The following is a 25891-nucleotide window of genomic DNA, read 5'->3' as shown; positions in this document are numbered from 1 at the left end:
ATGCTAAATATTTGGTTGACCATTATTGTAATTATTTTTATGGTTTATATTCTGAGACTAGTTGCAAAGAAAGTTGTTGAAATGAGAAATGTCATCTCTTGGCTTATTCTTTGTATCGTCTCGTTGCCAGTCATTTGGTTTCCTAATTTGATTGGAACAATATCTGAATTTCTTGGGATTCAGACATTAAGTAACTTTGTTTTTTTATTAAGTACATTTTTATTAATATTCTTAATATTTTCATTAACTCGTACTGTATCAAAGCAATCAGTACAGATTAAGAAATTGTCACAAACAATCGCCTTATTAAGAAGTGAGAATGAAAATGAACAATAAAGCAAATAGGAGTGTCTATTTTTGGAATTTTGCTGGGAATATAGCAGCGGCTGCAGTTTCTATATTGTATTTGATTATTGTCTCTCGATATACTTCCGCAAGTGATGCTGATAATTTTAGTTTGGCTTATGCAATTGGGAATCTCTGGATTGTTATTGGTATGTTTCAAGTAAGAAATTATCAGGCGACTGATTTGAAAGAAACATACTCCTATTTGGAGTATTGGCTAACTAGGGTAATAACAGTTTGTTTGATGTTAGTCACATTATTTCCATATTTACTTTTTAATGGAAATAATGTTGGAAAAGGAAATTTATTTTTAATTATAATCCTAACGGTGCTTTATCGTTCTTGTGATGCTTTTTCTGACTTATTCCAAGGATTGTTTCAACAACATGAACGTTTAGATATAGCAGGGAAATTAATGGTGCTACGTTATGGTTTGAGCACAATCATTCTCCTAATTACTTTGTTACTTTCAAATTCTTTAATTTTTTCTTTAATTTGTTTATGCTTATTTAATGTTTTATTTGTTTTTTTAGGTGATTATTTCCAATCCAAACAAATTAGAACGATACCCTTTAATCAGATTTCATATACTACATTTAAGCGTTCAATTAGTATCATGAAAACTTGTCTTCCCTTGTTTGTCAATGGTTTTTTATTAGTGTATGTATTGAATTATCCAAAACAAGTGATTGATAAATTGCTAGTCGAGGGTGTATTACGTGAAGGTGCTCAAAGAGACTTCAGTATTCTATTCATGCCTGTTTTCTTTATGAGTTTATTTGTATTAGCATTAAGACCGTTAATTACTGATTTGGCAAAAAAATGGTCAGAAAAAAAGTTTCATACGTTTAATGCTATGGTTCGTAAGATTTTATTATTACTTATGATTTTGGGACTGGTAGTATCAATACTAGCCTATTTGTTAGGGATCCCTATTTTGAATATTATAAGTGGTATTGATTTATCAAATTATAGTTTATTACTTACTATTTTAGTGCTTTCCGGCTTTTTATATTCTATAGCTTCTGTCATAGGTGATTTTTTAATTATATTGAGGAAGCAAGTCTATCTACTCTATGTTTATATCGCAATGGCGTTGTTGACAAATCTTCTTACGCCATTAGCGATGAGGGAATTTGGCTTGTTTGGAGCAGGGCTTAGTTTTGTTATAGTTATGTTATTTTACACGCTTGCGAGTTGGATTGTCTTTGTAATTATGAGAAGGAAGGAAATTCAAAAATATGAATCAGTGGAATGATCATACATTTGTAATCTGTGCCTACGGGGATAGCCCTTATTTAGAGGATTGTATAAACTCGTTATTAAGTCAAACCGTAAAAAGTAATATTATTTTATATACCTCTACTCCAAGTGTCTTTATCGAAAGTGTTTGCCAGAAATATGCCATTCCGTTTAATACAAGTGTAGGTGGTGGGATTGGGAAAGATTGGAATAATGCTTTATCTTTTGTTACCACCCAATATGCTACAATTGCCCATCAGGATGATTATTATGAACCAACCTATTTAATGGAAATTCAAGAGAGGATAAAGAAGTATCAAGATGCTATTATTCTTTATTCCGATTATTTTGAAGAAAAAAATGGAGAGGTCATTAAACCGACTTCAAATCTAAAAATCAAATCATTAATGTTAAAAACAATTTCATTATTCCCTAAAACTAAATGGTGGAGAAATCGTATTCTTGCTTTTGGAAATCCGATTTGTTGCCCTGCTGTAACTTATAATTTAGAATTGGTTAAGGGGTTTAGATTTGATGAGGAATGGAGAGTTAGCCTGGACTGGCTTGCTTGGTATCATTTAGCTAAATATGATGGCAGATTTGTATATGTTCCAAAAAAATTAATGTGCCATCGTATTCATGAAGATTCTGAAACGAGTAATACCATTAGTGATAATACTCGAACTAAGGAAGATTACATGATGTATAAACTTTTTTGGCCAAAAGGATTAGCGAAATGTTTAAATCGTTTTTATAAAAAGAGTCAGGATACAAATGGTTAAATATTACTTGTTTGAGGTTTGCTAACAATATAAAAGTTCTATTTTCTTGCTTATCTGTAAAAACTATGAGTGATGTTTATAAATATAAAGGATAAAATTGTGAAAGAAGCGCCTAAGATTAGTGTTATTATTCCAGTATATAATGCAGAATTATACCTGAAAAGATGTATAGATTCAGTTTTGAACCAAAGTTTTAAATCATATGAAATTATTGCAATTGATGATGGTTCAAAAGATGGTTCGTTCAAAATATTGAATGAATACCAACAATTTTCTACAAATATTAGAATTTTGAGCCGAGAAAATAAAGGTGCGGCATATACTAGAAATGAAGGTATTAAGCTTGCGAAAGGTGAATTCATCATGTTTATTGACAGTGATGATTACATAAACCCAGACTACTTGCAAGTATTTTACGATGAAATCTCAAGAGGGATGGATGATGCAGTTATTGGAGGACTTCAGAGAGTAAACCAAGATGGTAAACAACTATTTTCTATCCAATTGGGTAAAGATAAATGGTCGAAATATCGATCAATTTCACCATGTGCTCGCATCTATAGAAAAAAATTTATAGTAGATAACGAACTTTCTTTTCCAGATATTCCGTTGGCTGAGGATTTATTATTCAGTTTAACCGTATATACAAAATCTAAGAATATTAGAACCATACCATATTGTGGATATAATTGGTTTTACAATGAGAATAGTGCATCTAATACATTAAATAAGGGTTTTAATCCAAAATTAGATATCAAGAATGTTCTTGATAAGATAGCAGGAATTATCCCAAATGATTTTTCTGAAACTAAATTAATTAAATTCTTTATAAAAAAATTTACTCTTTATTGGTTATTGGACGGTGGGAGACATTCCACAAGTGAAGAGTTTTTACGTCAATATAAAGAAATTAATGACTGGATCAGGATAAATGGAATGAAGTCCACACTTTCTGTTTTTAATCGAGAAATTAGAGATGAGAGATTGATGGTTAAATTAGCTATCTTTACAATGAACTTGATTGAAAAAGTCGGTTTATTAAAACTGTTTGCAAAACTGTATTGTAAAGGATAGTTAGAGAATTTATAGTCTATCGATAAGATAGTAGCAAATGTTAATAGGAGCAATGAATGGTTATATCAGTTGTAGTCCCGTGTTTTAATGAAGAAGAATCGATTCCATTGTTTTATGAAAAAATGGAAAGGGTTCGGACCTCCATGGGGGAAGAATTTGAATATATTTTTATTAATGATGGGTCTTCTGATAAAACTTTAGATGTTTTACGTGAACTCAATCTCTTGAATCCTTGTGCCCATTATCTTTCTTTTTCACGGAACTTTGGGAAGGAAGCTGCACTCTATGCTGGCCTCCAACACGCTACAGGAGATTACGTAACGGTCATGGATGTGGACCTACAAGATCCGCCAGAGTTATTGATCGAAATGAAGCAGAGGTTGGATCAACAGCCAAATTTGGACTGCGTCGGAACCCGTCGGGTAACCCGTGACGGGGAACCGCCAATTCGATCCTTCTTTGCACGGATGTTTTATAAATTGATCAATCATATCAGTCAAGTGGAAATGGTTGACGGAGCGCGTGATTTCCGTTTGATGCGTCGCCCGATGGTCGATGCCATTCTTGAACTATCTGAGTACAATCGGTTCTCTAAAGGGATTTTCGCCTGGGTTGGATTTGAGACAGAATACCTAGAATATAAAAATGTAGAGCGCGTGGCAGGAGAGACTTCCTGGAATTTTTGGTCCCTCTTCAAATACTCAATCGAAGGGATTGTAAACTTCTCAGACGCCCCACTAAATATTGCCTTTATTGGTGGACTTTTATCTTGGGTGTTAGCCTTTGTCATGATGGTTCTGATTGTGATCCGGACCTTAGTATTTGGAGATCCAACTTCTGGATGGCCATCCCTCATGACAGTGATTCTTTTCCTTGGGGGCTTCCAATTGCTAACCATAGGAATTTTAGGTAAATATATTGGTAAAATCTTTTTAGAAACTAAGAATCGACCAGTCTATGTCATCAAGGAGAAAAGCAAGTAAAAGCAGAATTTTTCTGCTTTTTTTGCTATAATGATAGGGATAAAGCAATTGAAAGGAAAGTACCATGATTTTAATTACAGGAGCAAATGGTCAACTTGGAACTGAGTTGCGCCATTTGTTGGATGAACGAAATGAAGAATATGTAGCCGTTGATGTGGCGGAAATGGACATCACAAATGCAGAGAAAGTAGATGAGGTTTTTGCGCAAGTGAAGCCAACTCTAGTCTATCACTGTGCTGCCTATACAGCCGTTGATGCTGCTGAAGATGAAGGGAAAGAGTTGGACTATGCTATTAACGTGACTGGTACGGAAAATGTAGCGAAGGCGTCTGAAAAACATGGTGCAACCTTGATCTATATCTCTACGGACTATGTGTTTGATGGGAATAAGCCAGTTGGACAAGAATGGGAAGTGGACGATCAACCAGATCCCCAAACAGAGTACGGCCGTACAAAACGCATGGGAGAAGAATTGGTTGAGAAGCATGTTTCGAACTTCTACATCATTCGTACAGCTTGGGTATTTGGAAATTATGGTAAAAACTTCGTCTTTACCATGCAAAATCTAGCCAAGACTCACAAGACTTTGACCGTTGTTAATGACCAACATGGTCGTCCAACTTGGACACGTACGTTGGCAGAGTTTATGACCTATCTAGCTGAAAACCGTAAGGAATATGGTTATTATCACTTGTCAAACGATGCAGCAGAGGATACAACGTGGTATGATTTTGCGGTTGAAATCCTCAAAGATACGGATGTTGAAGTGAAACCAGTGGATTCTAGCCAATTCCCAGCTAAGGCGAAACGCCCACTGAACTCAACGATGAGCTTGGCTAAGGCCAAGGCGACAGGTTTTGTCATTCCAAGCTGGAAGGATGCCTTGAAAGAGTTCTATAAACAAGAAGTGTAAAGAGAAGCGTCCCTAGGGTCGCTTTTCTGTTTGAATTAGGCAAAAAGCCTAGAAAATGGTATAATTGAATAGACTGTAAATTGTTAGAAAGGGAATATTATGCAACACGTTTTTATTATCGGAAGTCGTGGGCTTCCGGCTCAATATGGCGGTTTTGAGACTTTTGTGGACCAATTGGTCTCCCATCAAGTGTCTTCAGAAATCCAGTACCATGTTGCTTGCCTTTCTAATGATCAAGCCTATCAACATTTTGACTACAAGGGTGTCGATTGTTTTACGATTAAAGCTCCGAAGCTTGGGCCTGCACGCGTCATTGCCTATGATATGATGGCCATCAGTTATGCCCTGAAGGTTATCAAAAAGAAAGGAATTACACAGCCGATTTTTTATGTTTTGGGCAATACAATTGGGGCCTTCGTGGCACCCTTTGCGCGTAAGATTCATAAAATGGGTGGAAAATTCTATATCAATCCAGATGGACTGGAGTGGAAGCGGGCCAAGTGGGCCAAACCGATCCAAGCCTATCTCAAGTATTCTGAAAAGATCATGACGCGCCATGCGGATTTGGTGATTTCTGACAACCCTGGTATCGAGTCCTATATCAAGGAAGCCTATCCCTGGTCCAAGACGACCTATATTGCCTATGGGACGGACTTGTCTCCGACTAGCCTGACCAGTCAGGATAGGAAAGTCAGAGAACTCTATCAGAAGTGGCAGACAAAAGAGAAAAACTATTACCTAATCTTGGGTCGCTTTGTTCCAGAAAATAACTACGAGACTGCCATTCGTGAATTTATGGCCTCTTCAAGTAAGCGGGATTTGGTCATTATTTGTAATCATGAAGGCAATCCTTATTTTGAAGAGCTCCGAGCTCGAACAGGCTTTGATCAGGATCCACGCGTCAAGTTTGTAGGAACGGTCTATGATCAAGACCTATTGAAGTATATCCGTAAAGAGGCCTTTGCCTATATCCATGGTCATGAAGTGGGTGGAACCAATCCGGGCCTCTTAGAAGCACTTGCCCAGACGGACCTCAATTTGGTTCTAGGAGTCTCTTTTAACCAAACGGTCGCAAAGGATACAGCCCAATATTGGACCAAAGAAACTGGGAATTTAGCGCATTTGATCAACCAGGTTGATTCTTTAGAAGATGTATCTGAATGGGGTCAATTAGCTAAAACCAACATGAAGCATAACTTTACCTGGGAAAAAATTGTAGGTGAGTACGAGGAATTATTCTTATCATGAAAGTAAATATCTTGTTGTCCACCTACAATGGTGAGCAGTATCTAAAAGAGCAGGTCAAAAGTATCCAAGACCAGACCTATCCAGACTGGCAACTCTTGATTCGGGATGATGGTTCGAGAGATGGTACGGTGGAAATCATTCAAGAGCTGGTAGCTCAGGATAAGCGCATCCGCTTTATCAATCAAGGAGCCATCGAAAATCTGGGTGTCATCAAGAGTTTTCACACACTCTTAAAATATGAAAAGGCTGATCTTTATTGCTTCAGTGACCAAGACGATGTCTGGCTTCCTGAAAAGATTGCCCTACAAGTGGAAGAAGCAGAGAAACATCCGCAAGAGGAGCCTTTGCTGGTCTACACAGATTTAAAAGTGGTTGATGAAAACTTGAATGTGCAACACGAAAGTATGATTCGCACCCAGTCTGATCATGCCAATACGGAACTGATTCAAGAATTGACGGAAAATACGGTGACTGGCGGAGTAGCCATGATTAACCATGCGCTAGCTGAGTTATGGACAGGTCAGGAACAACATGCGCTTCTCATGCATGATTGGTACCTAGCATTGTTGGCAACTGCTTTTGGGAAGCTCATCTATATCGATCAGCCGACAGAATTATACCGTCAGCACAGTAGCAACGTTCTTGGAGCTCGAACCCTAAGAAAACGGGTAAAAAACTGGGTTCGTCCTCATATTTTGTTTGCTAAATATTGGAATCTCATCGAGTCCAGTCAAGAACAAGCAAAAAATTTATTGGATCTACCAGTCAGTCCCCAAAATAAAGAAATTATTGAGAACTTTGTGACCATCATGGACGTACCGCTAGGAGAACGTTTGAGACGGATTCGTCAGTATGGTTACCGTAAGAACCGAGCTTTTCACACCTTTGTGTTTACTAGCTTGATTCTGACAAAGTTTGCATATCGAGGTAAAAAATAATGTTTGACGTTTTTAGTCAGAAAAATCGAATTTTATTACGAGAGTTAATTAAAACAGACTTTAAATTACGCTACCAAGGATCAGCAATTGGTTATCTTTGGTCGATTTTAAAGCCCTTGATGACCTTTAGTATTATGTATATTGTCTTCATCCGATTTTTACGCTTGGGTGGAGATGTACCCCATTTCCCAGTTGCCCTTTTGTTGGCCAATGTAGTCTGGGGGTTCTTCTCAGAAGCGACCTCCATGGGGATGGTGTCGATCGTTAGTCGAGGCGACCTGTTACGAAAGTTGAACTTTTCCAAACACATCATTGTCTTGTCCGCAATTTCAGGAGCAGCGATTAACTTTGTCATTAACCTGGTTGTGGTCTTGATTTTTTCATTCTTTAATGGGGTGACATTTTCTTGGACAGCCTTGATGGTCATTCCGCTATTCTTTGAGTTATTCTTGATGGCGACAGGATGTGCATTGATCTTAGCGACATTTTTTGTCCGTTTCCGTGACCTAGGTCAAGTTTGGGAAGTGCTCTTGCAAGCCGGATTGTATGCAACGCCAATTATCTATCCGATTACCTTTATTGCAGATCGCAATCCATGGGCTGCTAAGTTGGTCATGATGAATCCCTTGGCTCAAATTATTCAAGACATGCGTTATTTCTTGATTGATAAGGCCAACACCCCAGTCTGGCTTTTGGTGGAGAATAAGTTCTTGGTACTGATTCCTTATGTCTTGCCAATTCTTATTTTTATTGCTGGCTTTGCTTACTTTAACAAACATGCTAAGAAATTTGCGGAGATTCTCTAATGACAGATAAACAAATTGCAGTAAAAGTAGACCATGTCAGCAAGTACTTTAAGTTGCCAACAGAGGCAACCAACAGTCTTCGGACAGCTATGGTTAATCGCTTCAAAGGCATTAAAGGCTATAAAGAACAGCACGTTCTTAAGGATATTTCTTTTGAAGTAGAAAAAGGAGACTTTTTCGGGATCCTCGGAAGAAATGGTTCTGGAAAATCAACCCTCTTAAAAATTATTTCCGAAATCTATGTGCCGGAAAAAGGTTCCGTCACCATTGATGGGAAGTTGGTATCCTTTATCGAGCTTGGCGTCGGTTTCAACCCTGAACTGACTGGTCGAGAAAATGTCTATATGAACGGTGCCATGCTGGGCTTCTCAACAGCTGAAATTGATGCCATGTATGATGACATCGTAGACTTTGCTGAGTTGCATGACTTCATGAACCAGAAGCTCAAGAACTACTCATCAGGGATGCAGGTTCGTCTTGCTTTTTCAGTTGCCATTAAGGCCCAAGGCGATATCTTGATTTTGGACGAGGTCCTAGCAGTAGGAGACGAAGCCTTCCAGCGCAAGTGTAATGATTACTTCCAAGAACGCAAGAAATCAGGGAAAACCACTATCTTGGTTACCCATGATATGGGAGCCGTCAAGAAATATTGTAACAAGGCTGTTTTGATTGAAAATGGTTTAGTGAAGGCAATTGGTGATCCCTTTGATGTTTCAGATCAATATAGTTTTGACAATTTGGAATCGAGCTCCCATCCTAGTGGAAATGAAGATGAGGGCTTAGTCACAATGGAAGTTGAAGGTTTTACAGCTAGACTGCTTTCTCCTAAAAAAATAACTCCGGATGATGAGGTCATTATTGAGTTTGCATTTAATCTCTTAGATGATTCTGTTAATCCTCATATAGCCTTTTCATTTGTTGATATTTCTACTGGGAATGGACTTTATAACGATAATTCCATGGATATTCCATTATCTGGTGTCGGCTCTAAAAAAATCACTTATAAATGTAAGTTGCCGTACTTTAATCATGTGAAGTTAAGGCTAGTAGCATTTTTAAGAGACGAAAATCAAGAAAACTTAGCAATATTGTCGACAACGAACACTCCAGTCTTTTCAATTGATCGGGTTGTGGATCGAACAAATCGTTCAGAGTTGGATTCTTCTACTGGATTGTTAATCCGTCAAGGCAAGTGGGAATAATTTCTTTGGTGTAGGTTATGAAAATTTTATTTGTATCTCCTGTTGGAGCCATGTTTAGTGGAGCAGAAGTATCGATTGTGAACCTAATGAAGTTGTTAGTTCAAGAAGGTCATGAAGTTTATAATGTGATACCGGATAATACTCCACACATCGATAAAGATTATCTTCGTCATATGGATACCACTGGAATTAAACTATTTCAGTTAAAAACCAATCAGTGGTGGTGGCCTGAGTCTAAAACGCTGGATATTTCGGATTTAGAAATCCAAGCCTCTCAACAAAAGAATATTGATGAAGTAAGAGAAATCATTCAGAACGAACAGATTGAACTGGTTATTTCGAATACAGTAAATGTGTTTCAGGGAGCAATAGCTGCTGCATGTGAAAAGGTGAGACATTTTTATATTATTCATGAATTTCCTTTTGGCGAGTTTGGCTATTATAAGGAGCTAATTCCCTTAATTGATGATTTGTCTGATAAAATTTTTGTAGTCGAAGGGGAATTATACCACACTCTTACGAATTATTTTACGACTGATAAATTGATTCCGTTTATTCCCTATACAGAAGTTCAAGAGCGTCCGCTAAAGAATTCTACCATTTCTCGTTTTGTATCAATCGGTGGGATTAACGAACGAAAAAATCAGCTAGAGTTGCTCGCTGCTTATCATCAATTAGATCGGAAAGATATTGAACTGGTCTTTATCGGAGGATGGGATGAACAATACAAAAAGTTGATGGATGACTATATTCAAACGCATCATCTTGAGCGTGTGAGTTTTGTTGGGTTTCACTCGGATCCATGGTCCTTGGTGACAGATAAAGATATCCTTGTCTTACCTGCTAAATTAGAAACATTTTCTTTGGTATTTGTGGAATCAGTCCTAAATGGTGTTCCGGCAATCATTTCCGATAATTTAGGTCATATGTCTTCGAGTAAATTTTTAGAAACTGGGAACTTATATTCACTAGGGGATAGGGATTTGCTAAGTCAACAAATGGCTACAGTGATTGAGAATTTTGATACCTATAAAGAAAAACAACTACTGGATCAAGAACGCGCTCGAAAGAAGTATAATCTTGAAACAATCTATTTTGATTTTAAAGATAATATTGAAGTAGAAACACCAATTGTGAACCAAAAGCTAACCTCTAAGTATGCTCGATTTTTTGGGATGAAATTCAAGAATCGTGATATCGAAGTTATTGGTAAATCTCAAGTGGTTATCTATGCATCTAACGATGGACTGCACTCAATCTATCATGAAATAACAAAAGAGAGACTGGAAAATACGGGCACCGTTATCTTTCAGCTTGAAAATGAAAAAAGTCTAAAAATTTTACTTTCAGAATTTCCTAGCTCCTATAAAAAATTGTCATTGATAGCATTAGATGATCAGAGAGAAATTCCTCTTGCAACTTCAAATGGAATTGATTTCGAGGATGTTTTGGTTTTCTTTAATACCCATCCACACATTCTTTTTGATCTTTCAACTGTATCAGGAAATCAATTTCAATTTTCGTACGAAAAAGAGGATGACGAAGGATTTATTAAACACCAATACAATTTAGCTGAAAGTTATAGAAAATTAACTCATGAATACAACTCTGTCATCCATTCTCGACGTTGGACCATTCCAACAAAAATCTTGAAATTCTTAAGAATAAGGAAATAATATGCAACGTTTACTTCTATATGTTCACTTCAATAAATTTAACTTTATAAGTGGACATGTACTCTACCAATTAGAAAAAATTCGTCCCTTGTATTCACGGGTGGTCTTTATCTCTAATAGTCAGCTACCAGAAGATGTGAAGGATCATTTATCTTCCCAACAGTTGGTGGATGATATTCTTGAGCGCCAAAATAGTGGCTTTGACTTCGCTGCTTGGCGGGATGGAATGAAGACAGTCGGCTTTGACCAACTGGCCCACTTTGATTCTGTTACCCTCATGAATGATACCTGCTTTGGCCCTCTTTGGGATTTAGAACCAATTTATCAGCAGTTTGAAAATGACCCTGAAGTAGATTTCTGGGGAATGACCAATTACCGGAAAGACAAGGATTTTAACGAGCATATTCAAAGTTATTATCTTAGCTTTAAAAAACAGGTTATTGAATCAAGTACTTTCCATGAGTTTTGGCAGGGCGTTCAAGACTTTACCAATGTTCAAGATGTGATCGATCACTACGAGACCAAGGTCACAACGAATTTCTTGGATGCTGGTTTTCGCTATAAAACTGTCTTTAATACCATCCATGAAGATACAACAGGGATGCTCTATCCAGACTTTTCTTACTACAATCCTACAGCCATTCTCAAACATAAGGTTCCTTTTATCAAGGTCAAAACCATTGCAAACAATGAAGGAATCATGCCCTATATTTTTGACGAATTGGAGCGTGTATCAGACTATCCATTAGACTTGATTCTCAATCATATGTCTATGATTGATTGTCCGGACTATCCTTATTTGTTATCTCGTAAGTACTTGAAAAACCTAGAATTGCCAGGAGATTTCGATAAAAAAGTTGCGGTTCATCTCCATGTCTTTTATGTGGACCTTTTAGAAGAATTTTTAGATGCTTTCCAAGCTTTTCATTTTGCTTATGACTTATGGATTACGACAGATGTAGAAGAGAAGAAGCAGGCTATTGAGAAAATTCTTTCTAATCGGGCTCAAGATGCAACGGTTGTGGTGACTGGAAATATTGGGCGAGATGTGTTACCAATGTTGCTCTTAAAAGAGCAACTCTCTCGCTACGATTATGTCGGCCATTTCCATACTAAGAAATCCAAAGAAGCAGATTTCTGGGCGGGTGAATCTTGGAGGAAAGAATTGATTGACATGTTGGTTAAACCTGCAGATCAAATTCTTGCCAATTTGGAGGTCAATACAAAAGTCGGAATCACCATCGCAGATATTCCAACCTTCTTCCGCTACAATCGAATAGTGGTTGCTTGGAATGAGGCCCTCATTTCACCAGAGATGAACAAGCTCTGGCAACGGATGGGAGCGACCAAGACAATTGATTTCAAGAATATCAATACCTTTGTTATGAGTTATGGGACTTTTGTTTGGTTTAAGTATGATGCTTTGAAACCACTCTTTGATTTGAATTTGACAGTAGCAGATGTTCCAGCTGAACCTCTTCCTCAAAATTCGATCCTTCATGCGATTGAACGCTTATTAGTCTATATTGCTTGGGATCAAAAATATGACTTTAGGATCTCCCAAAATCCACACGTTCTCACACCATTTATCGATAATAAGCAGTTGAACAATCGTGAGGATCTCCAACCACATACCTTCGTGGACTTTAATCAAATCGGTGGGATTAAAGGAGCCTTGAAGTATATCTTGATTGGGCCAGCAAGAGCTTTGAAATATATTATATTGAGACTTCTCAAGAGAAAGTAGAGGAAATTTCGTGAGTTTATTTGATAAAGAAAAGTTAAGGAATATTATCATTGCAATCGTCTTAATTTTGTTCTCAAGGATTTTTTTGACCAGTTTATTTGAATTTACTTTGAATAAGAAAGTTTTAATTCTAATAATAGCATCAGTTATCTACCTGTTACTGTTTAACTCCAAAGACTCTGCTAAATTACCACGGAATGCATTTTTGTTAATAGTTATATTTGGTGGTTTTATCTCTGTTGTTAAGCCAGTTCAATATGGATTGGATGAAGAATCTCACTTGCCAAACGTCATTAGTGTATCCGATAGCCCAATTTTTAAGTACTCGAATGAAAAGCTAGAAGATTATGATTCTGTATTTGGTTATGATGCGCTAAGAAATCCTGGGAAGAAATCTTCACAGTATTGGTATAATGTAGAACATAAAGATAGTAAAATTAGAGGAACAAGGGTTGGTTTTGACAATCCTGCTTTTCTCCCTAATGCTATTGGATGGTCCATTGGTAGATTAATTTCAAAAAAAGTATATGTTTCTTATTATTTAGGAAGAATTTTCGAAGTTATAGCGTTTGCGATTTTAGCCTATCTTGCATTAAAAATCAGTAAGGTATTTAGGGAAGCTATCTATCTTTTCTCTACATTCCCGGCTGTTTTGTATATTATCGCTGGTTACCATTATGATTACTTGTATTTTGGAGCTAGTTTAATTGCTTTAGCATTATTAACAAATGTTCTCTCTGAGAAAAATAAAGTTGATAAAAAATATGCAATTGCTTTTCAATGTACGACATTGCTTTTTGCATTTTCGAAATTCCCTTTTATTCTAACAGGAAGTTTATTATCTGTTTTACCAAATAGATATTACAAAGATAAAAGAATGAGGTCATTTTCTTCCTTGCTTTTTCTTTTAAATCTATTTATATCATTTATTTATGTTGGTATTATTAAACTATTCCCATCTGGAAGTTCCATATCAGGGGAAGGTCCAGGTCTATTCTATTTCTTAACGCATCCATTGCCATTGTTACGAACCTTATTCTTAGCACCGCATGGAATTATTAATGACTTTATTTCAGATCCATTAAAGTATGTTTCTGAAAAATCAGCATTTTTAATAGCAGCTTCAATTTTTACTTTCTTTTTCATTCTATTTATTATTATTCTTAGAAATAAGATTGAACTGCCTAAATTCTTTAAATATTACAGTTTGCTTTTACTTTTAGGTATAGCGATACTAATTATTGTTGCGATTTCTGGAGATCCTCGTGTATATCACACAGGTGATATTGTTGTTGGTGGGGTTCAAGGTCGTTACTATTATTATATTTTAATGTTTCTGCCACTTTATTTTGGGACATGGTTCCACAAAAAGGTGGGTATAGCGGATATTGCTCAAAGTGAGGATTCAAATTTTGATATATCGTTACAATATGCGCTCATCTTCTTAAACATTTTGACGATAAGTATTGGTATTTATACACAAATTCAGGGTTGATTTTATAATTTCAACATCTTAGTTATGGGGAGAAAAATGAAGAGAAAAAAGAAGTTTAATTTAAAAGAGTTTCTTCTAAGAAACTATCAAAAATTAACGAGAACACAATTGTATTCTCTTGCTCTTCTTGTGTTATTCCTTGTCATTAATACGTATTTAGTTCAGCATGTTATTGCTGATAATCTAGGAGCAACAGGGTCCGTTATAACATTGATTAATCACTGTGGGATCTATTTTGGGCTTGCAACAGTCGTTTTAGTTGCCTTAATTTCTCAATATGATTTAAAGCGAATTTTTGCTTTAAAGATTCTTGTATCGTATAGTGTCTATTTAATTCTTTCCTATTCAGTTGAAGTTGCTCTTCATATTAATGTACCGAAGTATAAGATATTTGATTTTGCCAAGAATGGTTTTTGGCAGACTAATTCAATAGTTTTTGTATCGGTATTAGTTGTTAGTTCGCTTTTATTTTCAACTATTAGACAGTGGTTTGATAATAAGGCTGTTAACAGAAAGATGAGACCAATTGGAAAACTATTTGAATACTTATTGCATTCTAGTATTTTAACAACTTTTGTTTTAACGGATTCAAAAATTCCTTCAACTCTCTATCGTACGACCTGGTATTTGTTTGATGGTATTGGAAAAACTGGAGGAGGCAAATATTCTCTATCGCAATTTTGGTTTATTGAGTTTAAAATGCTTGCCTTCTCTATTCTTTTGACTCTTATCGGATTGTTTTTTGTCAAAGGTCAAATAGATTTAGTTAAAAATAGATCGAGTTTCTCACTGGCTGTCATGACTAGTATTAGTTTAGCCATCTTAACGAATACTGGTGTGCAAGTTGGACTTGGAGTAGGAGATTTATTAGTGGGTTATTCGATTTTTCCAGGTGGAGTCGTATTTCCTATCCTTTGTCTCGTGTTTCTATACATCTCTCTATATGTGTTAATTAATAGATATTGGTTTACGACGATTTTAATAGTCTTTAGTAGTATTTTTTTCGTTGTAGGCAATGCTGTTAAATTTAGTATGAGGGGCGAGCCAATTTTACCGAGTGATTTAGTCTGGTTATCTCAACCTTCCGTTTTATTTAGCTTTGTTGATGTCTCCTTTATGTTCATCGTCATAGCCGTTGCAGTAGGTCTATCAGTTACCTATATTCTCGGCAGACGGTATATTTATACAGGTAAAATTATTAGATCAACCATAATTCGATATCTTACCCTTTTTGCTCTGGTATTATTTGGTTATAAAGTATATTCGATCTTTGACCAAAAAGAGAATGGTATGATTTCAGAGAAAGTACCAGTTATCACCTTACTGAATAACTTTCAGGATACGAAATGGCTGGGGAATTCGATAAATGCAAGGTATCGATCACTAGCTTATGTATGGTTTAATCAATTGACAACAGAAGTCATGATAAAACCTGAGGGATACAGCAAAGAAAAAATGCAAGAGATTGAAAAGAAATACTCTGTGCAAGCTTCTGAAATTAATCAAACAAGAAATGAATATGTCGATCAACAGACCATCATTTATGTCCTGAGTGAGAGTTTTTCGGATCCAAGCAGAATCGAAGGAGTGACAATTTCTAGAAATCCTATCCCAAATATTCAAAACATAAAATCAAGAGTGACAAGTGGTTTAATGAAATCAGACGGCTACGGCGGTGGTACGGCTAATATGGAATTTCAAACCTTAACAGGCTTACCATTTTATAATATCAGCCCTACCGTCTCTGTTCTATACTCAGATGTTGCTCCAAAAATGCAACATTTAATTTCGATTAGTGATTCTTTTAATTCTAAAAATAAAGAAATCATACATTTCGAATCTAAAATCAATTATTCAAGAAATGTTATATACAATAGACTAGCTTTTGATAAGTTTGTAAGCATTGATGATAAAAAAGATTACAATGTAGGTTATCAGGAAATTCATGTCAGTGACCAATCAACCTATAATTCAGTATTAAAAGATTTAGATCCTAAGCGGAGTCAATTCTTTTCAGTCATTACGATGCAAAATCATGCGCCTTTTATTGCAGGTGAACCATCAGATGTAACTGCTTCTGGAAAAGATTTCTCAGAAGATGTGAATACTCGTTTGACAAATTATTCAAGGTTACTAACATTCACCGACAGCGCCACTCAAGATTTCCTAGAAAAGCTATCCAAAATCGATAAAAAGATTACAGTTGTCTTTTACGGAGATCATTTGCCTGGGTTGTATCCAGAATCTGCCTTTAAGAACTATCCAGAAGGTCAATACCAAACAGACTACTTTATTTGGAGTAATTTCGATGCTCCGAAGTTGGACTATCCTTTAGTCAATTCAAGTGATTTCTCTGCTATGGTCTTTGAACAGACCAACTCTAAAATCTCACCTTACTATGCTCTCTTGACTGAAGTTTTGAAGAAAGCAAGTGTTGATAAAAAAGCTTTAGAAGGAGAAGCTAAAGAGATTGCTGAAGATTTGAAGATGGTCGAGTATGATTTAATCAGTGGCAAAGGCTATCTATCCCAATCTTTCTTCGAGGTACCATCGGCGAAAAATTAATGGAAAGAGACTAGCTTTTATCAATCAGTTGTTTGGTTATTTGATTGCTAAAATTATTAAAAATAGAACAGGCTTTCCTGTTCTATTTTTGTTGATTTTATGCTAAACTAGTAGGAGGGGGTTCCGGATATGATTAAGATTTTTGGGAAAATCCGATACCATTGGCAGCCTGATTTATCCATGCTGATTACCTACTGGTCCTTATCGGTTATACCCGTCTTTATTGGATTAGCTCTGATGTATGAGAGTTCCAGTATCCCGACGGTGGTACTCTTTTCATTCTTTCTCTTTATGGCCTTACTGGCTGTAGGAGTGCATCGCTATTTTACGATATACGATGATGGGATTCTACGGATTATCACGGCGAACCCATTAACTCCTATAAAAGTTCCGATTTCATCGATTGAAAAAGTGGAAGTTACAAAGAATTCCATCAAGTTGATTTTCAATGATGGATCAAGAAGTCGGACCTTCTGTATGCGTAAGTGGCCCAAAAAATACTTTATCAATGCCTTGGCCTTGAATGATCATTTCAAGGGAGAGATTGAGTTGACTGATAACTTTATCCATGTGGACTATTATCAACTCTACTATGCAGATAATGAAAAAAGCTCTTAATCTTTGATAAGAGCTCGAGTCGGACAATTTTTAACAGCTTCTTGGATGGCTACATCGGTAGGAAACTCTTTTTCCAATCGTTCATCCTCAGAGGTGAACTTAACAATGCCATTATCATGATAGTCAAAAATGTCCGAGTATGTTTGGCAGAGGCCACATGCGATACAACGTTCAGGTATTAAGGTTATTTTCATATCTATATTGTAATGATTTTAACAGGAAAACACAAGGAGGAAGTTATGCCGAAAGAGCCATGGGAAGAAGAAATTTATGATGACGGAGAAGAAACATTGAAACGAACAAACAAATTAAATGGGATAAAAGCTGATCGCTTGTTGACCATCTTGGCGATTATTTTCTTTATTATTATTGTAGCGATGGTCTGCTTCTTAATTTACCTTTCTACAGGTGGTAGCGATAAGAAAAAACAAATGAGCGGTTTCTATAATGGTGAAACAACAGTCGTTGCAGCAAGCAGTGCTCCAGCTGCAGAACAGACAGAGGAAGCAAGTGCAGAAGAATCTGAAGAAGGAACGATTACAGTCCTAGCTGGTGAAGGAGAGGCAGCGATTGCAGCGCGTGCTGGAATTTCGATTGCCGAATTGGAACAACTGAATCCATCTCACATGTCTACTGGATCATGGTATGCCAATCCAGGAGATGTCGTCAAGATTAAATAAAGGATAAGCTATGAAACAGATTCAAATCGCGATTGATGGTCCTGCATCTAGCGGGAAGTCAACTGTTGCTAAGATTATTGCTAAAGAGCTAGGTTACACCTATCTGGATACGGGTGCCATGTACCGAGCAGCTACTTATTTGGCTCTTCGTCATGACCTTTCAGAAGATGATGTGGAAGGTTTGATAGAACTGTTGGATCGCTATCCAGTTAGTTTCGGACGCTCTGAAGATGGCCAACAGATGGTCTTTGTAGCAGATGTCGATGTGACACATCCTATCCGTGACAATGAAGTAACCAATAATGTCTCTTGGGTATCTGCCTTGGCACCTGTTCGTGAACGCTTGGTAGCGCAACAACAGCAGATTGCAGCTCAAGGTGGAATCGTGATGGATGGTCGCGATATTGGAACGGTTGTCCTGCCAGATGCAGAATTGAAGATTTTTTTAGTAGCTTCTGTAGAAGAACGAGCAGAGCGTCGCTATAAGGAAAATTTGAGCAAGGGCATTGAAACAGATTTAGAAGTATTGAAAAAAGAAATTGCTGAGCGGGACTATAAAGACAGTCACCGAGAGGTTTCTCCATTGAAACCAGCAGCAGATGCCATTCATTTTGATACGACTGGTGTCGGGATTGATCAAGTGGTTGCATTTATTGAAGAAAAAGCGAAAAAAATCCTTGACAATCCATCATAAACTTGATATCATATAAAAGTTGAGAAAAGCAGAAGTGAGAACTTCTCGCCTTGCGACTAACGTTGTCTGGCCCCTACGGATCAAGTTTCAGAAATGAACTATAATCATGTAGTGCGGGTTTGCGTTAGCAAGTCCGCTCTTGTTTTTCTCTAAAATAAAAAAAGAGGTGAAAACCATAGCAAAGCAAGACTTATTCATCAATGATGAAATTCGTGTACGTGAAGTTCGCTTAATCGGTCTTGAGGGCGAACAATTGGGTATCAAACCACTTGGTGAAGCGCAAGCACTTGCGGACGACGCTAATGTGGACTTGGTTCTCATTCAACCTCAAGCTAAACCTCCTGTTGCGAAAATTATGGACTACGGTAAGTTCAAATTTGAGTACCAGAAGAAACAAAAAGAACAACGCAAAAAACAAAGCGTTGTGACCGTGAAAGAAGTTCGTTTGAGCCCAGTTATTGACAAGGGTGATTTCGATACAAAACTTCGCAATGCTCGCAAGTTCCTTGAAAAAGGAAACAAAGTGAAGGTTTCCATTCGCTTTAAGGGTCGTATGATCACCCATAAAGAGATTGGGGCAAAAGTTTTAGCCGACTTCGCTGAAGCAACTCAAGATATTGCTATCATCGAACAACGTGCTAAAATGGATGGTCGTCAAATGTTCATGCAGTTGGCACCAGCAACTGACAAGAAATAAACTGTCAGAAAGTTAAAAAAAGGAGAAAATATCATGCCAAAACAAAAAACACACCGCGCATCAGCTAAACGTTTCAAACGTACAGGTTCTGGTGGACTTAAACGTTTCCGTGCTTACACTTCTCACCGTTTCCACGGAAAAACTAAGAAACAACGTCGTCATCTTCGTAAAGCATCTATGGTGCATTCAGGAGATTTCAAACGTATCAAAGCAATGCTTACTCGCTTGAAATAATCGCGTATTTGTAAGTAAAGAATTCTAGGAAATATTGGAGGAAATATAAATGGCACGTGTTAAAGGTGGCGTTGTATCACGCAAACGTCGTAAACGTATTCTTAAATTAGCTAAAGGTTACTATGGAGCTAAACACATCTTGTTCCGTACTGCAAAAGAACAAGTAATGAACTCTTACTACTATGCATACCGTGACCGTCGTCAAAAGAAACGTGACTTCCGCAAATTGTGGATCACACGTATCAATGCGGCAGCTCGTATGAACGGTCTTTCATACTCACAATTGATGCATGGTTTGAAATTGGCTGAGATCGAAGTTAACCGTAAAATGCTTGCTGACTTGGCTGTTAACGATGCAGCAGCTTTCACAGCTCTTGCAGACGCAGCTAAAGCAAAACTTGGTAAATAATTGATTAAGAGATCCGCATGGATCTCTTTTTTTGGATGATGGAATCAGCTGTGACAGTGTCATCTTTTTTTCTTGCTGATTTCGTGCTATAATGAAAAAAATTAGAAGGTTTATGAAGGAGGATAAGACTGTGGGACACAAGCGATTAGCCTGGGATGAGTATTTTGCAGCACAGGCTTTGTTAATATCAAATCGAGCAACCTGTAAGCGGGCTAAGGTGGGGGCTGTATTAGTCAAGGATCATAAGGTAGTTGCGACGGGCTACAATGGCTCTGTCTCTGGTACAGAACATTGCTTGGATCATGACTGTCTCATGGTGGAAGGGCATTGTGTCCGAACCCTCCATGCGGAAGTCAATGCCATTTTACAGGGAGCCGAACGGGGGATTCCCAGAGGTTTCACAGCCTATGTGACCCATTTCCCTTGCCTCAATTGTACCAAGCAGTTGCTTCAAGTTGGTTGCAAGCGGGTTGTTTATATCCATCAATACCGTATCGATGAATATGCTGAGTACCTCTACCGTGAAAAAGAAGTAGAACTGGTCCATCTCCCATTGGAAGTGGTCAAAGAAGCTATTGCAGAGGCTGATTTTATTTAAGAATGAATTACTGTCTCACTAGCTACAATTAAAAAGAAAGCTCGTTTTGAGTTCACGCTTCACTGATTCGTCTAGAGGAAGGAGATTGTGATGAACCGTAAAATTTGCTACCCAATTCTCTTACTAGTCTTGGTTTTTGGAGCTCTTTTTCAAGTATCTATGTTCTTATCCGGAGAGCCTGGAAACGGTGAATCTCCCCCTATTATCTGGTTGTCAATTCTTCAGATTGTTTTATGGCTGGCTATTCAAGTTTTTCTCACAGTAAAGATTTGGAAAGATGAGAAGAAGGCGGAAGGTCTTCTTCCCTATGCTCTCTTCCTAGTCCTCAGCATCTTTTGGCCACAAGAGGTTCCCATTGCTTTATTTGGTACGGAGGTTGTGATGAGACTCTCTCAACTTCCAACCTTAGCTATTGTCCTGATAATGATCAATAAGGTGGAGTGGCCACATCTTCGTTCTTTGGTTGGTCAGGAAGGGACTTGGTATCCAATCGTTCCGTTGGTTTCCTTTGGGATTAGTATCTTACAATTGGTAGATCGGACTCCTGTTGTATTACGCTTATGGAATATATTGGATCATTCAAAATCTGACATTTACTGGAGATTATTTGAAGGAGTGGACCAAGAAGTCCTGCTAGTCATCTTGTTGTCTAGTTTCCTCATCATTAAGAATCAGAAGGTTCTATTTGTGCTCAGTTGCCTTTATGCTTGTTACTATCTCCCTTCTGTCACGCTAGACCTGCTTGTTTTAAAGACGACTTCACCTATTCCTTTTTACCATTCTGTCATTTCCCTTTATCTGGTATATAGACAGAATGAAAGTTTGCAGAAGCTGTTTGGGACGCGGTCAAGTGTCTATACTGACAAAGATAGTGCTGCAAGTGGAGATGAAGAAGAGTCAGCTGAGCAGATAGAAAGTCAATGGGAATCGGATGAAGTAATCTCCGGAAATAAGGAATCTTCGTCCTTATTATCCGATTTGCTTTCTTACCCAAAACGATTTGGCTATCCTAATGTATTCGTCTTGATGAAAGAAAAATTAGTCATAGCTCCCCTTGTTATGTTATTTGGGAACCAATCGAGTGATAATGGTGAAGGAGTAGTAACAAAGGGGTTAGAGTATGGGCAAGAAAGGCCTACAGTGGACGTGACTTTGGAGCAAGACGACAATAGCAATCAGTCATTTGAGAACTCTAGACAGCCTATTAACGGGGTCTTAACCAATAAAGGAAATGCATCGTCTCTTTATTCGTATCTTTTTGCTCTTCCCAAATGGCTAGGTCTTGCTTATTACGGCTTGGGTATCATCGGACTCTTCCTGACCGGCCCTTTTGCTTTCATCCTTTTTTATGCAACGGGTATCCATTTGGTTTTATTCACAATCGGCTTTGTCTCAAGCCAGTTCGCTTTGGCGATAGAATCTCGAATTCTTTGGGCTTCGGCAAGTATTTTCTATGGTCTATCTGCTGTTTATGGCTTGCTTTGGCCTCTACAGATCCTCTCTGTCTGTTTAACCATCGATGTCCTACTGGGTGCCTGCTTTTGGAAGAAACGATCAGAAGCACCAGTGGAAGATAGTTTTTGACTAGAAAAAGAGAGTGGGACAGAAATCGGTAATTCGTTAGAATTCGATTTCGTCGTCCCACCTCCGCACAGTTGAGTAGGGCTGTAAAAGCTGATGAAATCAGCGTAGTAGAGCCCACTCAACCACTGCGTCTTGCTCGACAATCCAAAGACAATTGAGAGGCTAGGACTTTTGTCCCAGCCTCTTTTTTTGTTATTTCACTTCGCCACCTTCAACAACGAGGTCATCTGCTTTTGCAGCATCTCCGTATGTTGGGTGAAGCGTTTTCTCGTAAGCTTTGTGGAAGAAGTTTTCTTTTCCAAGCTTTTTAATGTCATCATTAATGAAATCAAGGAGTTCTTTGTTTCCTTTTTGAACAGCAGGGGCAATAGTATCTGGATCACCAAGTGAAGTAATTCCAACTTCATATCCCTTGTTTTCAAGGGCCCAAGCAAGGACTTCTGTGTTGTCTGTTGAGAAAGCATCGCCACGTCCATCTAGGAGAGCTTGATAGGCATCGCTGTATTGGTCATATTTTTGAAGTTTCACTTCTGGATGGTTCTTTTCGAAGTAAGTTTCAGCAGTGGTTCCCTTGGTTACGATCAAGGTTTTTCCTTCCAATTGTTTCACATCTGTGATGACTTTATCTTTAGGAGACACCACACCGAGTGAAACCTTCATATAAGGAAGGGCGAAGTCTACTTGTTTCTTCCGCTCATCTGTTACGGTGAAGTTGGCCAAGGTGATATCGACTTTATTGGAGATCAAGTATTCGGCACGGTTAGCCGCGTCCACTGAAACGTATTTCGGTTTGACACCTAGGTCTTTAGCTAATTGATTCCCTAGTTCAATATCATATCCTTGGTAGGAACCGTCATTATCAACATACCCAAATGGTTTTTTGTCCCCAAAGACTGCGATACGAAGCTCACCACTTTTCTTGATTTCTTCAATGGTACGTGCTTTAGAGCCGGAAGAAGAAGTTTTGCTGGAGCCACAAGCAGTGATAAAGAGCAGAGCAAGGGCGAAGGTGAATAGAACTAAAATTGGTTTAATGAATTTCATAAAAATCTCCTTTATAGATATGAGCCAAATTGGCTAAAGTCAAATACATTTAAAAATTCTTGTGCTCGTTGGGTTTGTGGGTTGCTAAAGAAGGAATGAGCACTTCCTTCTTCAGCAATTTTGCCTTGGTCTAAGAAAATAATTCGATCGGCAATGGCTTGTGCGAACTGTAACTCGTGGGTCACCAGAATCATGGTCCGTCCTTCTTGGGCCAAGTCATTGATGAGCTCTAAGACTTCCCGAACCATCTCAGGGTCAAGAGAAGCTGTCACTTCATCGAAGAGGATGATTTCTGGATGCATGAGGAGGGAACGAACGATCGCTACCCGTTGTTTCTGTCCCCCAGATAGCTGTCTTGCGTAACTATGTTTTTTGTCTGAGAGTCCGACTCGTTCCAGTAACTCTTCTGCTTCCTTGATGACTTCCTCTTTAGGCCGTCCTTGAGCTTTTGTAGGGCCTAGGATCAAGTTTTGGAGGACGTCTAAATGGGGAAAGAGTTCATAACTTTGGAAGACCATCCCAATCTTTTGGCGGACCAGGTGGAAGTCCTTTTGGTTTTTAGTAATGGATTGACCATCCAAGAGGATATCGCCGGCTTGGATGCTTTCTAAGCCATTGATACAACGAAGAAGGGTACTCTTACCACAACCAGAAGGACCCAAGATCACCACGACTTCCCCTTTTTGAACTTTTAGGGAAAGTCCTTGGAGGATAGGGGTATCTCCGAAGGATTTTTTTAAATCCTTGATTTCTAAAATGGTTTCAGACATATTAATTCCTCCAGTGGTTTTCTAAATGTCCTGCCAATTTGGAAATAGGGAAGCAAACGATAAAGTACAAGACTAAAATGGTTCCATAAATCCAAAAAGAAGCGGTAGGGATGGTCAAGCGGTTGCTATCGATGATTTGTTGACCGACCTTGGTAACTTCTACAACCCCGATGAGGACTACTAAGGAGGTTGTTTTAATCATACGGGTAATCAAGTTAATAGCTTGTGGAAGCAATCGTCTGAGAACCTGTGGGATAATGATGTAGCGGTATAGTTGGACCTTGCTTAGTCCTAAGGCCTGTCCACTTTCAAACTGGTGTTTTGGAAGAGAAGTGATGGCCCCACGGACCAAATCTCCCATCTCGGCTGTTCCCCAAAGGGTAAAGACGATAATGGCTGAACTTTCGCCAGAAATGTTTATGTTGAAGTTGCGGGCCAAACCGAAGTAAACAATAAAGAGCAAGACCAACTGGGGCATGATTCGAATAAATTCGAGATAAAAGCGAGTGAGTAGACGAATGAATTTTGATTGAGAAGTCATCACGATGCCGAGGAGGGTTCCAAGGATCATAGATAGGAGGACAGAGACGATGGAGATCCCAATGGTCACACCCAAGCCCTGGAGTATTCGAAGGAGATTATTTCCCTGAAAGAGTACCTGAATTCCCGAATCCTGCATGGCGTAATCTCCTTTCTATCCAACTAAAGAGAAGTGAAATCGGTAGTAAGAGGAGCAGATAGGCAATGACCAACATGGCCAAGGCGATGTCTGTCTCGTAATAGAGTCCGATCAAATCTTTTGCTACATACATGAGGTCAGCTAAAGCGACTACAGAGAATACAGAGGTCTCCTTAATCAGGAAAATGACATTGGCACTAAAGGAAGGCAGAGCCACTGCGGTTGCTTGTGGTAGGATCACATAGCGAAAGACCTGTCTGGGTGTTAGCCCAATGGAGAGACCGATTTCATGCTGGGTTTGGCTGACAGCTTCTAGACCGCTTCGGAAGGACTCAGCCATATAGGAACCACCTAAAAAGATAAGACCAATGGTTGCACAGACTTCTGAAGAAAGTACGACTCCTATCCTTGGTAAGCCAAAGTAGAGGAAGAAGAGCTGAATCAAGAGAGGTGTATTTCGAGAAAGTTCGATGTAACAACCAGCTAGTTGACTTAAAATCGGTAGACGATAATGTCGGATGATACTCACAATCAGTCCTAAAAGAAATGAACCTAAAATTCCCCAGAAGGCAATGTGAAAGGTCAAGAAAAAGGCCTGCTGGTAGAGTGGAAAATATTGTTCAACAATTGACCAATCCAAAAATGATTTCCTCCTCTCTAATGAGCAAGGAAAAAAGAAATGCTACCTTACTGATTAGAAAATAATACAGTCATTGTAACACGAAACAAATCATTTGAATAATATGGATAATTTATCAAGCTGATAGATAAAATTTATCACTCATCATAGCCGATGCAATAGATCATCAAATGGGGTATAATAGGAGTATGAAACACCAAATAACGTAACTTTATAAAAGAGGACTAA

At 38.1% G+C, this 25891-nt stretch carries 27 protein-coding genes and 1 other annotated feature; of the genes, 22 read left to right on the top strand and 5 right to left on the bottom strand.

Features of this window, described 5'->3' with window-relative positions; all coding sequences use genetic code 11:
- From EL081_RS06385 to EL081_RS06315, 15 genes are all read left to right on the top strand, one after another.
- The gene (locus tag EL081_RS06385) at nt 1-336 is read left to right on the top strand and encodes a DUF2304 domain-containing protein (protein ID WP_164555436.1); all 336 of its coding nucleotides are present in this window, start codon (nt 1-3) and stop codon (nt 334-336) included.
- The gene (locus EL081_RS06380) at nt 320-1603 is read left to right on the top strand and encodes a lipopolysaccharide biosynthesis protein (RefSeq protein ID WP_126404446.1); all 1284 of its coding nucleotides are present in this window, start codon (nt 320-322) and stop codon (nt 1601-1603) included. The genes EL081_RS06385 and EL081_RS06380 overlap by 17 nt, the downstream gene beginning before the upstream one ends.
- Nucleotides 1587-2369, top strand: a complete 783-nt coding sequence (locus EL081_RS06375) for a glycosyltransferase family 2 protein (RefSeq protein ID WP_126404445.1) — start codon at nt 1587-1589, stop codon at nt 2367-2369. Before EL081_RS06380 ends, EL081_RS06375 begins: the two co-directional genes overlap by 17 nt.
- Nucleotides 2370-2468: 99 nt before the next feature.
- Nucleotides 2469-3443 carry a glycosyltransferase family 2 protein gene (locus EL081_RS06370; RefSeq protein WP_232011392.1) on the top strand — a complete coding sequence of 325 codons (975 nt, stop codon included), beginning with the start codon at nt 2469-2471 and terminating at the stop codon, nt 3441-3443.
- A gap of 56 nt (nt 3444-3499) precedes the next feature.
- Entirely contained in the window at nt 3500-4426 is a 927-nt protein-coding gene (locus EL081_RS06365; protein WP_126404443.1) for a glycosyltransferase family 2 protein, read from the top strand.
- A gap of 64 nt (nt 4427-4490) precedes the next feature.
- Nucleotides 4491-5339 (top strand): dTDP-4-dehydrorhamnose reductase, encoded by an 849-nt coding sequence (gene rfbD / locus EL081_RS06360; RefSeq protein WP_126404442.1) that lies wholly within the window; start codon nt 4491-4493, stop codon nt 5337-5339.
- Nucleotides 5340-5438: 99 nt separating this feature from the next.
- Nucleotides 5439-6587, top strand: coding sequence for a beta 1-4 rhamnosyltransferase Cps2T (gene cps2T, locus EL081_RS06355; protein WP_126404441.1), 1149 nt, complete (start codon nt 5439-5441; stop codon nt 6585-6587).
- Nucleotides 6584-7525 carry a glycosyltransferase family 2 protein gene (locus EL081_RS06350; RefSeq protein ID WP_126404440.1) on the top strand — a complete coding sequence of 314 codons (942 nt, stop codon included), beginning with the start codon at nt 6584-6586 and terminating at the stop codon, nt 7523-7525. Before cps2T ends, EL081_RS06350 begins: the two co-directional genes overlap by 4 nt.
- Nucleotides 7525-8331 carry an ABC transporter permease gene (locus tag EL081_RS06345; RefSeq protein WP_126404439.1) on the top strand — a complete coding sequence of 269 codons (807 nt, stop codon included), beginning with the start codon at nt 7525-7527 and terminating at the stop codon, nt 8329-8331. Before EL081_RS06350 ends, EL081_RS06345 begins: the two co-directional genes overlap by 1 nt.
- Entirely contained in the window at nt 8331-9533 is a 1203-nt protein-coding gene (locus tag EL081_RS06340) for an ABC transporter ATP-binding protein (RefSeq protein WP_126404438.1), read from the top strand. The genes EL081_RS06345 and EL081_RS06340 overlap by 1 nt, the downstream gene beginning before the upstream one ends.
- 17 nt (nt 9534-9550) lie before the next feature.
- On the top strand, nt 9551-11209 hold the full coding sequence (locus EL081_RS06335; protein ID WP_126404437.1) for a glycosyltransferase family 4 protein: 1659 nt from the start codon (nt 9551-9553) through the stop codon (nt 11207-11209).
- Nucleotide 11210: 1 nt separating this feature from the next.
- Nucleotides 11211-12956, top strand: coding sequence for a rhamnan synthesis F family protein (locus EL081_RS06330; RefSeq protein ID WP_126404436.1), 1746 nt, complete (start codon nt 11211-11213; stop codon nt 12954-12956).
- A gap of 10 nt (nt 12957-12966) precedes the next feature.
- Nucleotides 12967-14451, top strand: a complete 1485-nt coding sequence (locus tag EL081_RS06325) for a DUF2142 domain-containing protein (RefSeq protein WP_126404435.1) — start codon at nt 12967-12969, stop codon at nt 14449-14451.
- Between the two features lie 36 nt (nt 14452-14487).
- Nucleotides 14488-17016 (top strand): LTA synthase family protein, encoded by a 2529-nt coding sequence (locus tag EL081_RS06320; protein WP_126404434.1) that lies wholly within the window; start codon nt 14488-14490, stop codon nt 17014-17016.
- Nucleotides 17017-17145: 129 nt separating this feature from the next.
- Entirely contained in the window at nt 17146-17634 is a 489-nt protein-coding gene (locus EL081_RS06315) for an EbsA family protein (RefSeq protein WP_006596041.1), read from the top strand.
- Here the strand turns inward: EL081_RS06315 and EL081_RS06310 are convergent.
- Entirely contained in the window at nt 17631-17828 is a 198-nt protein-coding gene (locus tag EL081_RS06310; protein WP_126404433.1) for a ferredoxin, read from the bottom strand. The two genes, EL081_RS06315 and EL081_RS06310, sit on opposite strands and share 4 nt — an antisense overlap.
- A 45-nt stretch (nt 17829-17873) precedes the next feature.
- On the opposite strand from EL081_RS06310, the gene EL081_RS06305 reads away from it, so the two are divergent.
- The 7 genes from EL081_RS06305 (at nt 17874) to EL081_RS06275 (ending at nt 22530) form a co-directional block, all read left to right on the top strand.
- A complete protein-coding gene (locus tag EL081_RS06305; RefSeq protein WP_126404432.1) occupies nt 17874-18314 on the top strand; it encodes an SAG1386/EF1546 family surface-associated protein in 441 nt (146 codons plus the stop codon).
- Nucleotides 18315-18324: 10 nt separating this feature from the next.
- Entirely contained in the window at nt 18325-19008 is a 684-nt protein-coding gene (gene cmk, locus EL081_RS06300; protein WP_126404431.1) for a (d)CMP kinase, read from the top strand.
- Nucleotides 19009-19028: 20 nt separating this feature from the next.
- Nucleotides 19029-19159, top strand: a sequence feature (ribosomal protein L20 leader region).
- Nucleotides 19160-19174: 15 nt separating this feature from the next.
- On the top strand, nt 19175-19705 hold the full coding sequence (gene infC / locus EL081_RS06295) for a translation initiation factor IF-3 (RefSeq protein WP_006597373.1): 531 nt from the start codon (nt 19175-19177) through the stop codon (nt 19703-19705).
- A 33-nt stretch (nt 19706-19738) separates the two neighbouring features.
- The gene (gene rpmI, locus EL081_RS06290; protein WP_001125942.1) at nt 19739-19939 is read left to right on the top strand and encodes a 50S ribosomal protein L35; all 201 of its coding nucleotides are present in this window, start codon (nt 19739-19741) and stop codon (nt 19937-19939) included.
- Between the two features lie 49 nt (nt 19940-19988).
- Nucleotides 19989-20348 carry a 50S ribosomal protein L20 gene (rplT, locus tag EL081_RS06285; RefSeq protein WP_000124834.1) on the top strand — a complete coding sequence of 120 codons (360 nt, stop codon included), beginning with the start codon at nt 19989-19991 and terminating at the stop codon, nt 20346-20348.
- A gap of 130 nt (nt 20349-20478) precedes the next feature.
- Nucleotides 20479-20946, top strand: coding sequence for a deoxycytidylate deaminase (locus EL081_RS06280; protein ID WP_126404430.1), 468 nt, complete (start codon nt 20479-20481; stop codon nt 20944-20946).
- Nucleotides 20947-21036: 90 nt separating this feature from the next.
- Nucleotides 21037-22530 (top strand): hypothetical protein, encoded by a 1494-nt coding sequence (locus EL081_RS06275; protein WP_126404429.1) that lies wholly within the window; start codon nt 21037-21039, stop codon nt 22528-22530.
- Between the two features lie 192 nt (nt 22531-22722).
- Here EL081_RS06275 and EL081_RS06265 read toward each other — a convergent pair whose 3' ends face one another.
- The 4 genes from EL081_RS06265 to EL081_RS06250 are packed head-to-tail and all read right to left on the bottom strand — an operon-like array spanning nt 22723 to nt 25663.
- The gene (locus EL081_RS06265) at nt 22723-23574 is read right to left on the bottom strand and encodes a cysteine ABC transporter substrate-binding protein (protein ID WP_126404428.1); all 852 of its coding nucleotides are present in this window, start codon (nt 23572-23574) and stop codon (nt 22723-22725) included.
- 11 nt (nt 23575-23585) lie between these two features.
- Complete coding sequence (locus EL081_RS06260; RefSeq protein WP_126404427.1) at nt 23586-24344, bottom strand: amino acid ABC transporter ATP-binding protein; 759 nt, start codon at nt 24342-24344, stop codon at nt 23586-23588.
- Nucleotide 24345: 1 nt separating this feature from the next.
- Nucleotides 24346-25023, bottom strand: coding sequence for an amino acid ABC transporter permease (locus EL081_RS06255; RefSeq protein WP_126404426.1), 678 nt, complete (start codon nt 25021-25023; stop codon nt 24346-24348).
- A complete protein-coding gene (locus tag EL081_RS06250; RefSeq protein WP_125374917.1) occupies nt 24983-25663 on the bottom strand; it encodes an amino acid ABC transporter permease in 681 nt (226 codons plus the stop codon). The genes EL081_RS06255 and EL081_RS06250 overlap by 41 nt, the downstream gene beginning before the upstream one ends.
- Nucleotides 25664-25891 lie beyond the last annotated feature (228 nt).

It is taken from the genome of Streptococcus viridans, from assembly GCF_900636365.1.
Classification (GTDB): Bacteria; Bacillota; Bacilli; order Lactobacillales; family Streptococcaceae; genus Streptococcus; species Streptococcus viridans_A.
This window is presented reverse-complemented; position numbering and strand designations above follow the sequence as displayed.

Coding starts and splice junctions, on each gene's coding strand:
- EL081_RS06385 (WP_164555436.1), top strand. CDS start 1: ATGCTAAATATTTGGTTGACCATTATTGTAATTATTTTTATGGTTTAT.
- EL081_RS06380 (WP_126404446.1), top strand. CDS start 320: ATGAAAATGAACAATAAAGCAAATAGGAGTGTCTATTTTTGGAATTTT.
- EL081_RS06375 (WP_126404445.1), top strand. CDS start 1,587: ATGAATCAGTGGAATGATCATACATTTGTAATCTGTGCCTACGGGGAT.
- EL081_RS06365 (WP_126404443.1), top strand. CDS start 3,500: ATGGTTATATCAGTTGTAGTCCCGTGTTTTAATGAAGAAGAATCGATT.
- rfbD (WP_126404442.1), top strand. CDS start 4,491: ATGATTTTAATTACAGGAGCAAATGGTCAACTTGGAACTGAGTTGCGC.
- cps2T (WP_126404441.1), top strand. CDS start 5,439: ATGCAACACGTTTTTATTATCGGAAGTCGTGGGCTTCCGGCTCAATAT.
- EL081_RS06350 (WP_126404440.1), top strand. CDS start 6,584: ATGAAAGTAAATATCTTGTTGTCCACCTACAATGGTGAGCAGTATCTA.
- EL081_RS06345 (WP_126404439.1), top strand. CDS start 7,525: ATGTTTGACGTTTTTAGTCAGAAAAATCGAATTTTATTACGAGAGTTA.
- EL081_RS06340 (WP_126404438.1), top strand. CDS start 8,331: ATGACAGATAAACAAATTGCAGTAAAAGTAGACCATGTCAGCAAGTAC.
- EL081_RS06335 (WP_126404437.1), top strand. CDS start 9,551: ATGAAAATTTTATTTGTATCTCCTGTTGGAGCCATGTTTAGTGGAGCA.
- EL081_RS06330 (WP_126404436.1), top strand. CDS start 11,211: ATGCAACGTTTACTTCTATATGTTCACTTCAATAAATTTAACTTTATA.
- EL081_RS06320 (WP_126404434.1), top strand. CDS start 14,488: ATGAAGAGAAAAAAGAAGTTTAATTTAAAAGAGTTTCTTCTAAGAAAC.
- EL081_RS06315 (WP_006596041.1), top strand. CDS start 17,146: ATGATTAAGATTTTTGGGAAAATCCGATACCATTGGCAGCCTGATTTA.
- EL081_RS06310 (WP_126404433.1), bottom strand. CDS start 17,828: ATGAAAATAACCTTAATACCTGAACGTTGTATCGCATGTGGCCTCTGC.
- EL081_RS06305 (WP_126404432.1), top strand. CDS start 17,874: ATGCCGAAAGAGCCATGGGAAGAAGAAATTTATGATGACGGAGAAGAA.
- cmk (WP_126404431.1), top strand. CDS start 18,325: ATGAAACAGATTCAAATCGCGATTGATGGTCCTGCATCTAGCGGGAAG.
- rpmI (WP_001125942.1), top strand. CDS start 19,739: ATGCCAAAACAAAAAACACACCGCGCATCAGCTAAACGTTTCAAACGT.
- rplT (WP_000124834.1), top strand. CDS start 19,989: ATGGCACGTGTTAAAGGTGGCGTTGTATCACGCAAACGTCGTAAACGT.
- EL081_RS06275 (WP_126404429.1), top strand. CDS start 21,037: ATGAACCGTAAAATTTGCTACCCAATTCTCTTACTAGTCTTGGTTTTT.
- EL081_RS06265 (WP_126404428.1), bottom strand. CDS start 23,574: ATGAAATTCATTAAACCAATTTTAGTTCTATTCACCTTCGCCCTTGCT.
- EL081_RS06260 (WP_126404427.1), bottom strand. CDS start 24,344: ATGTCTGAAACCATTTTAGAAATCAAGGATTTAAAAAAATCCTTCGGA.
- EL081_RS06255 (WP_126404426.1), bottom strand. CDS start 25,023: ATGCAGGATTCGGGAATTCAGGTACTCTTTCAGGGAAATAATCTCCTT.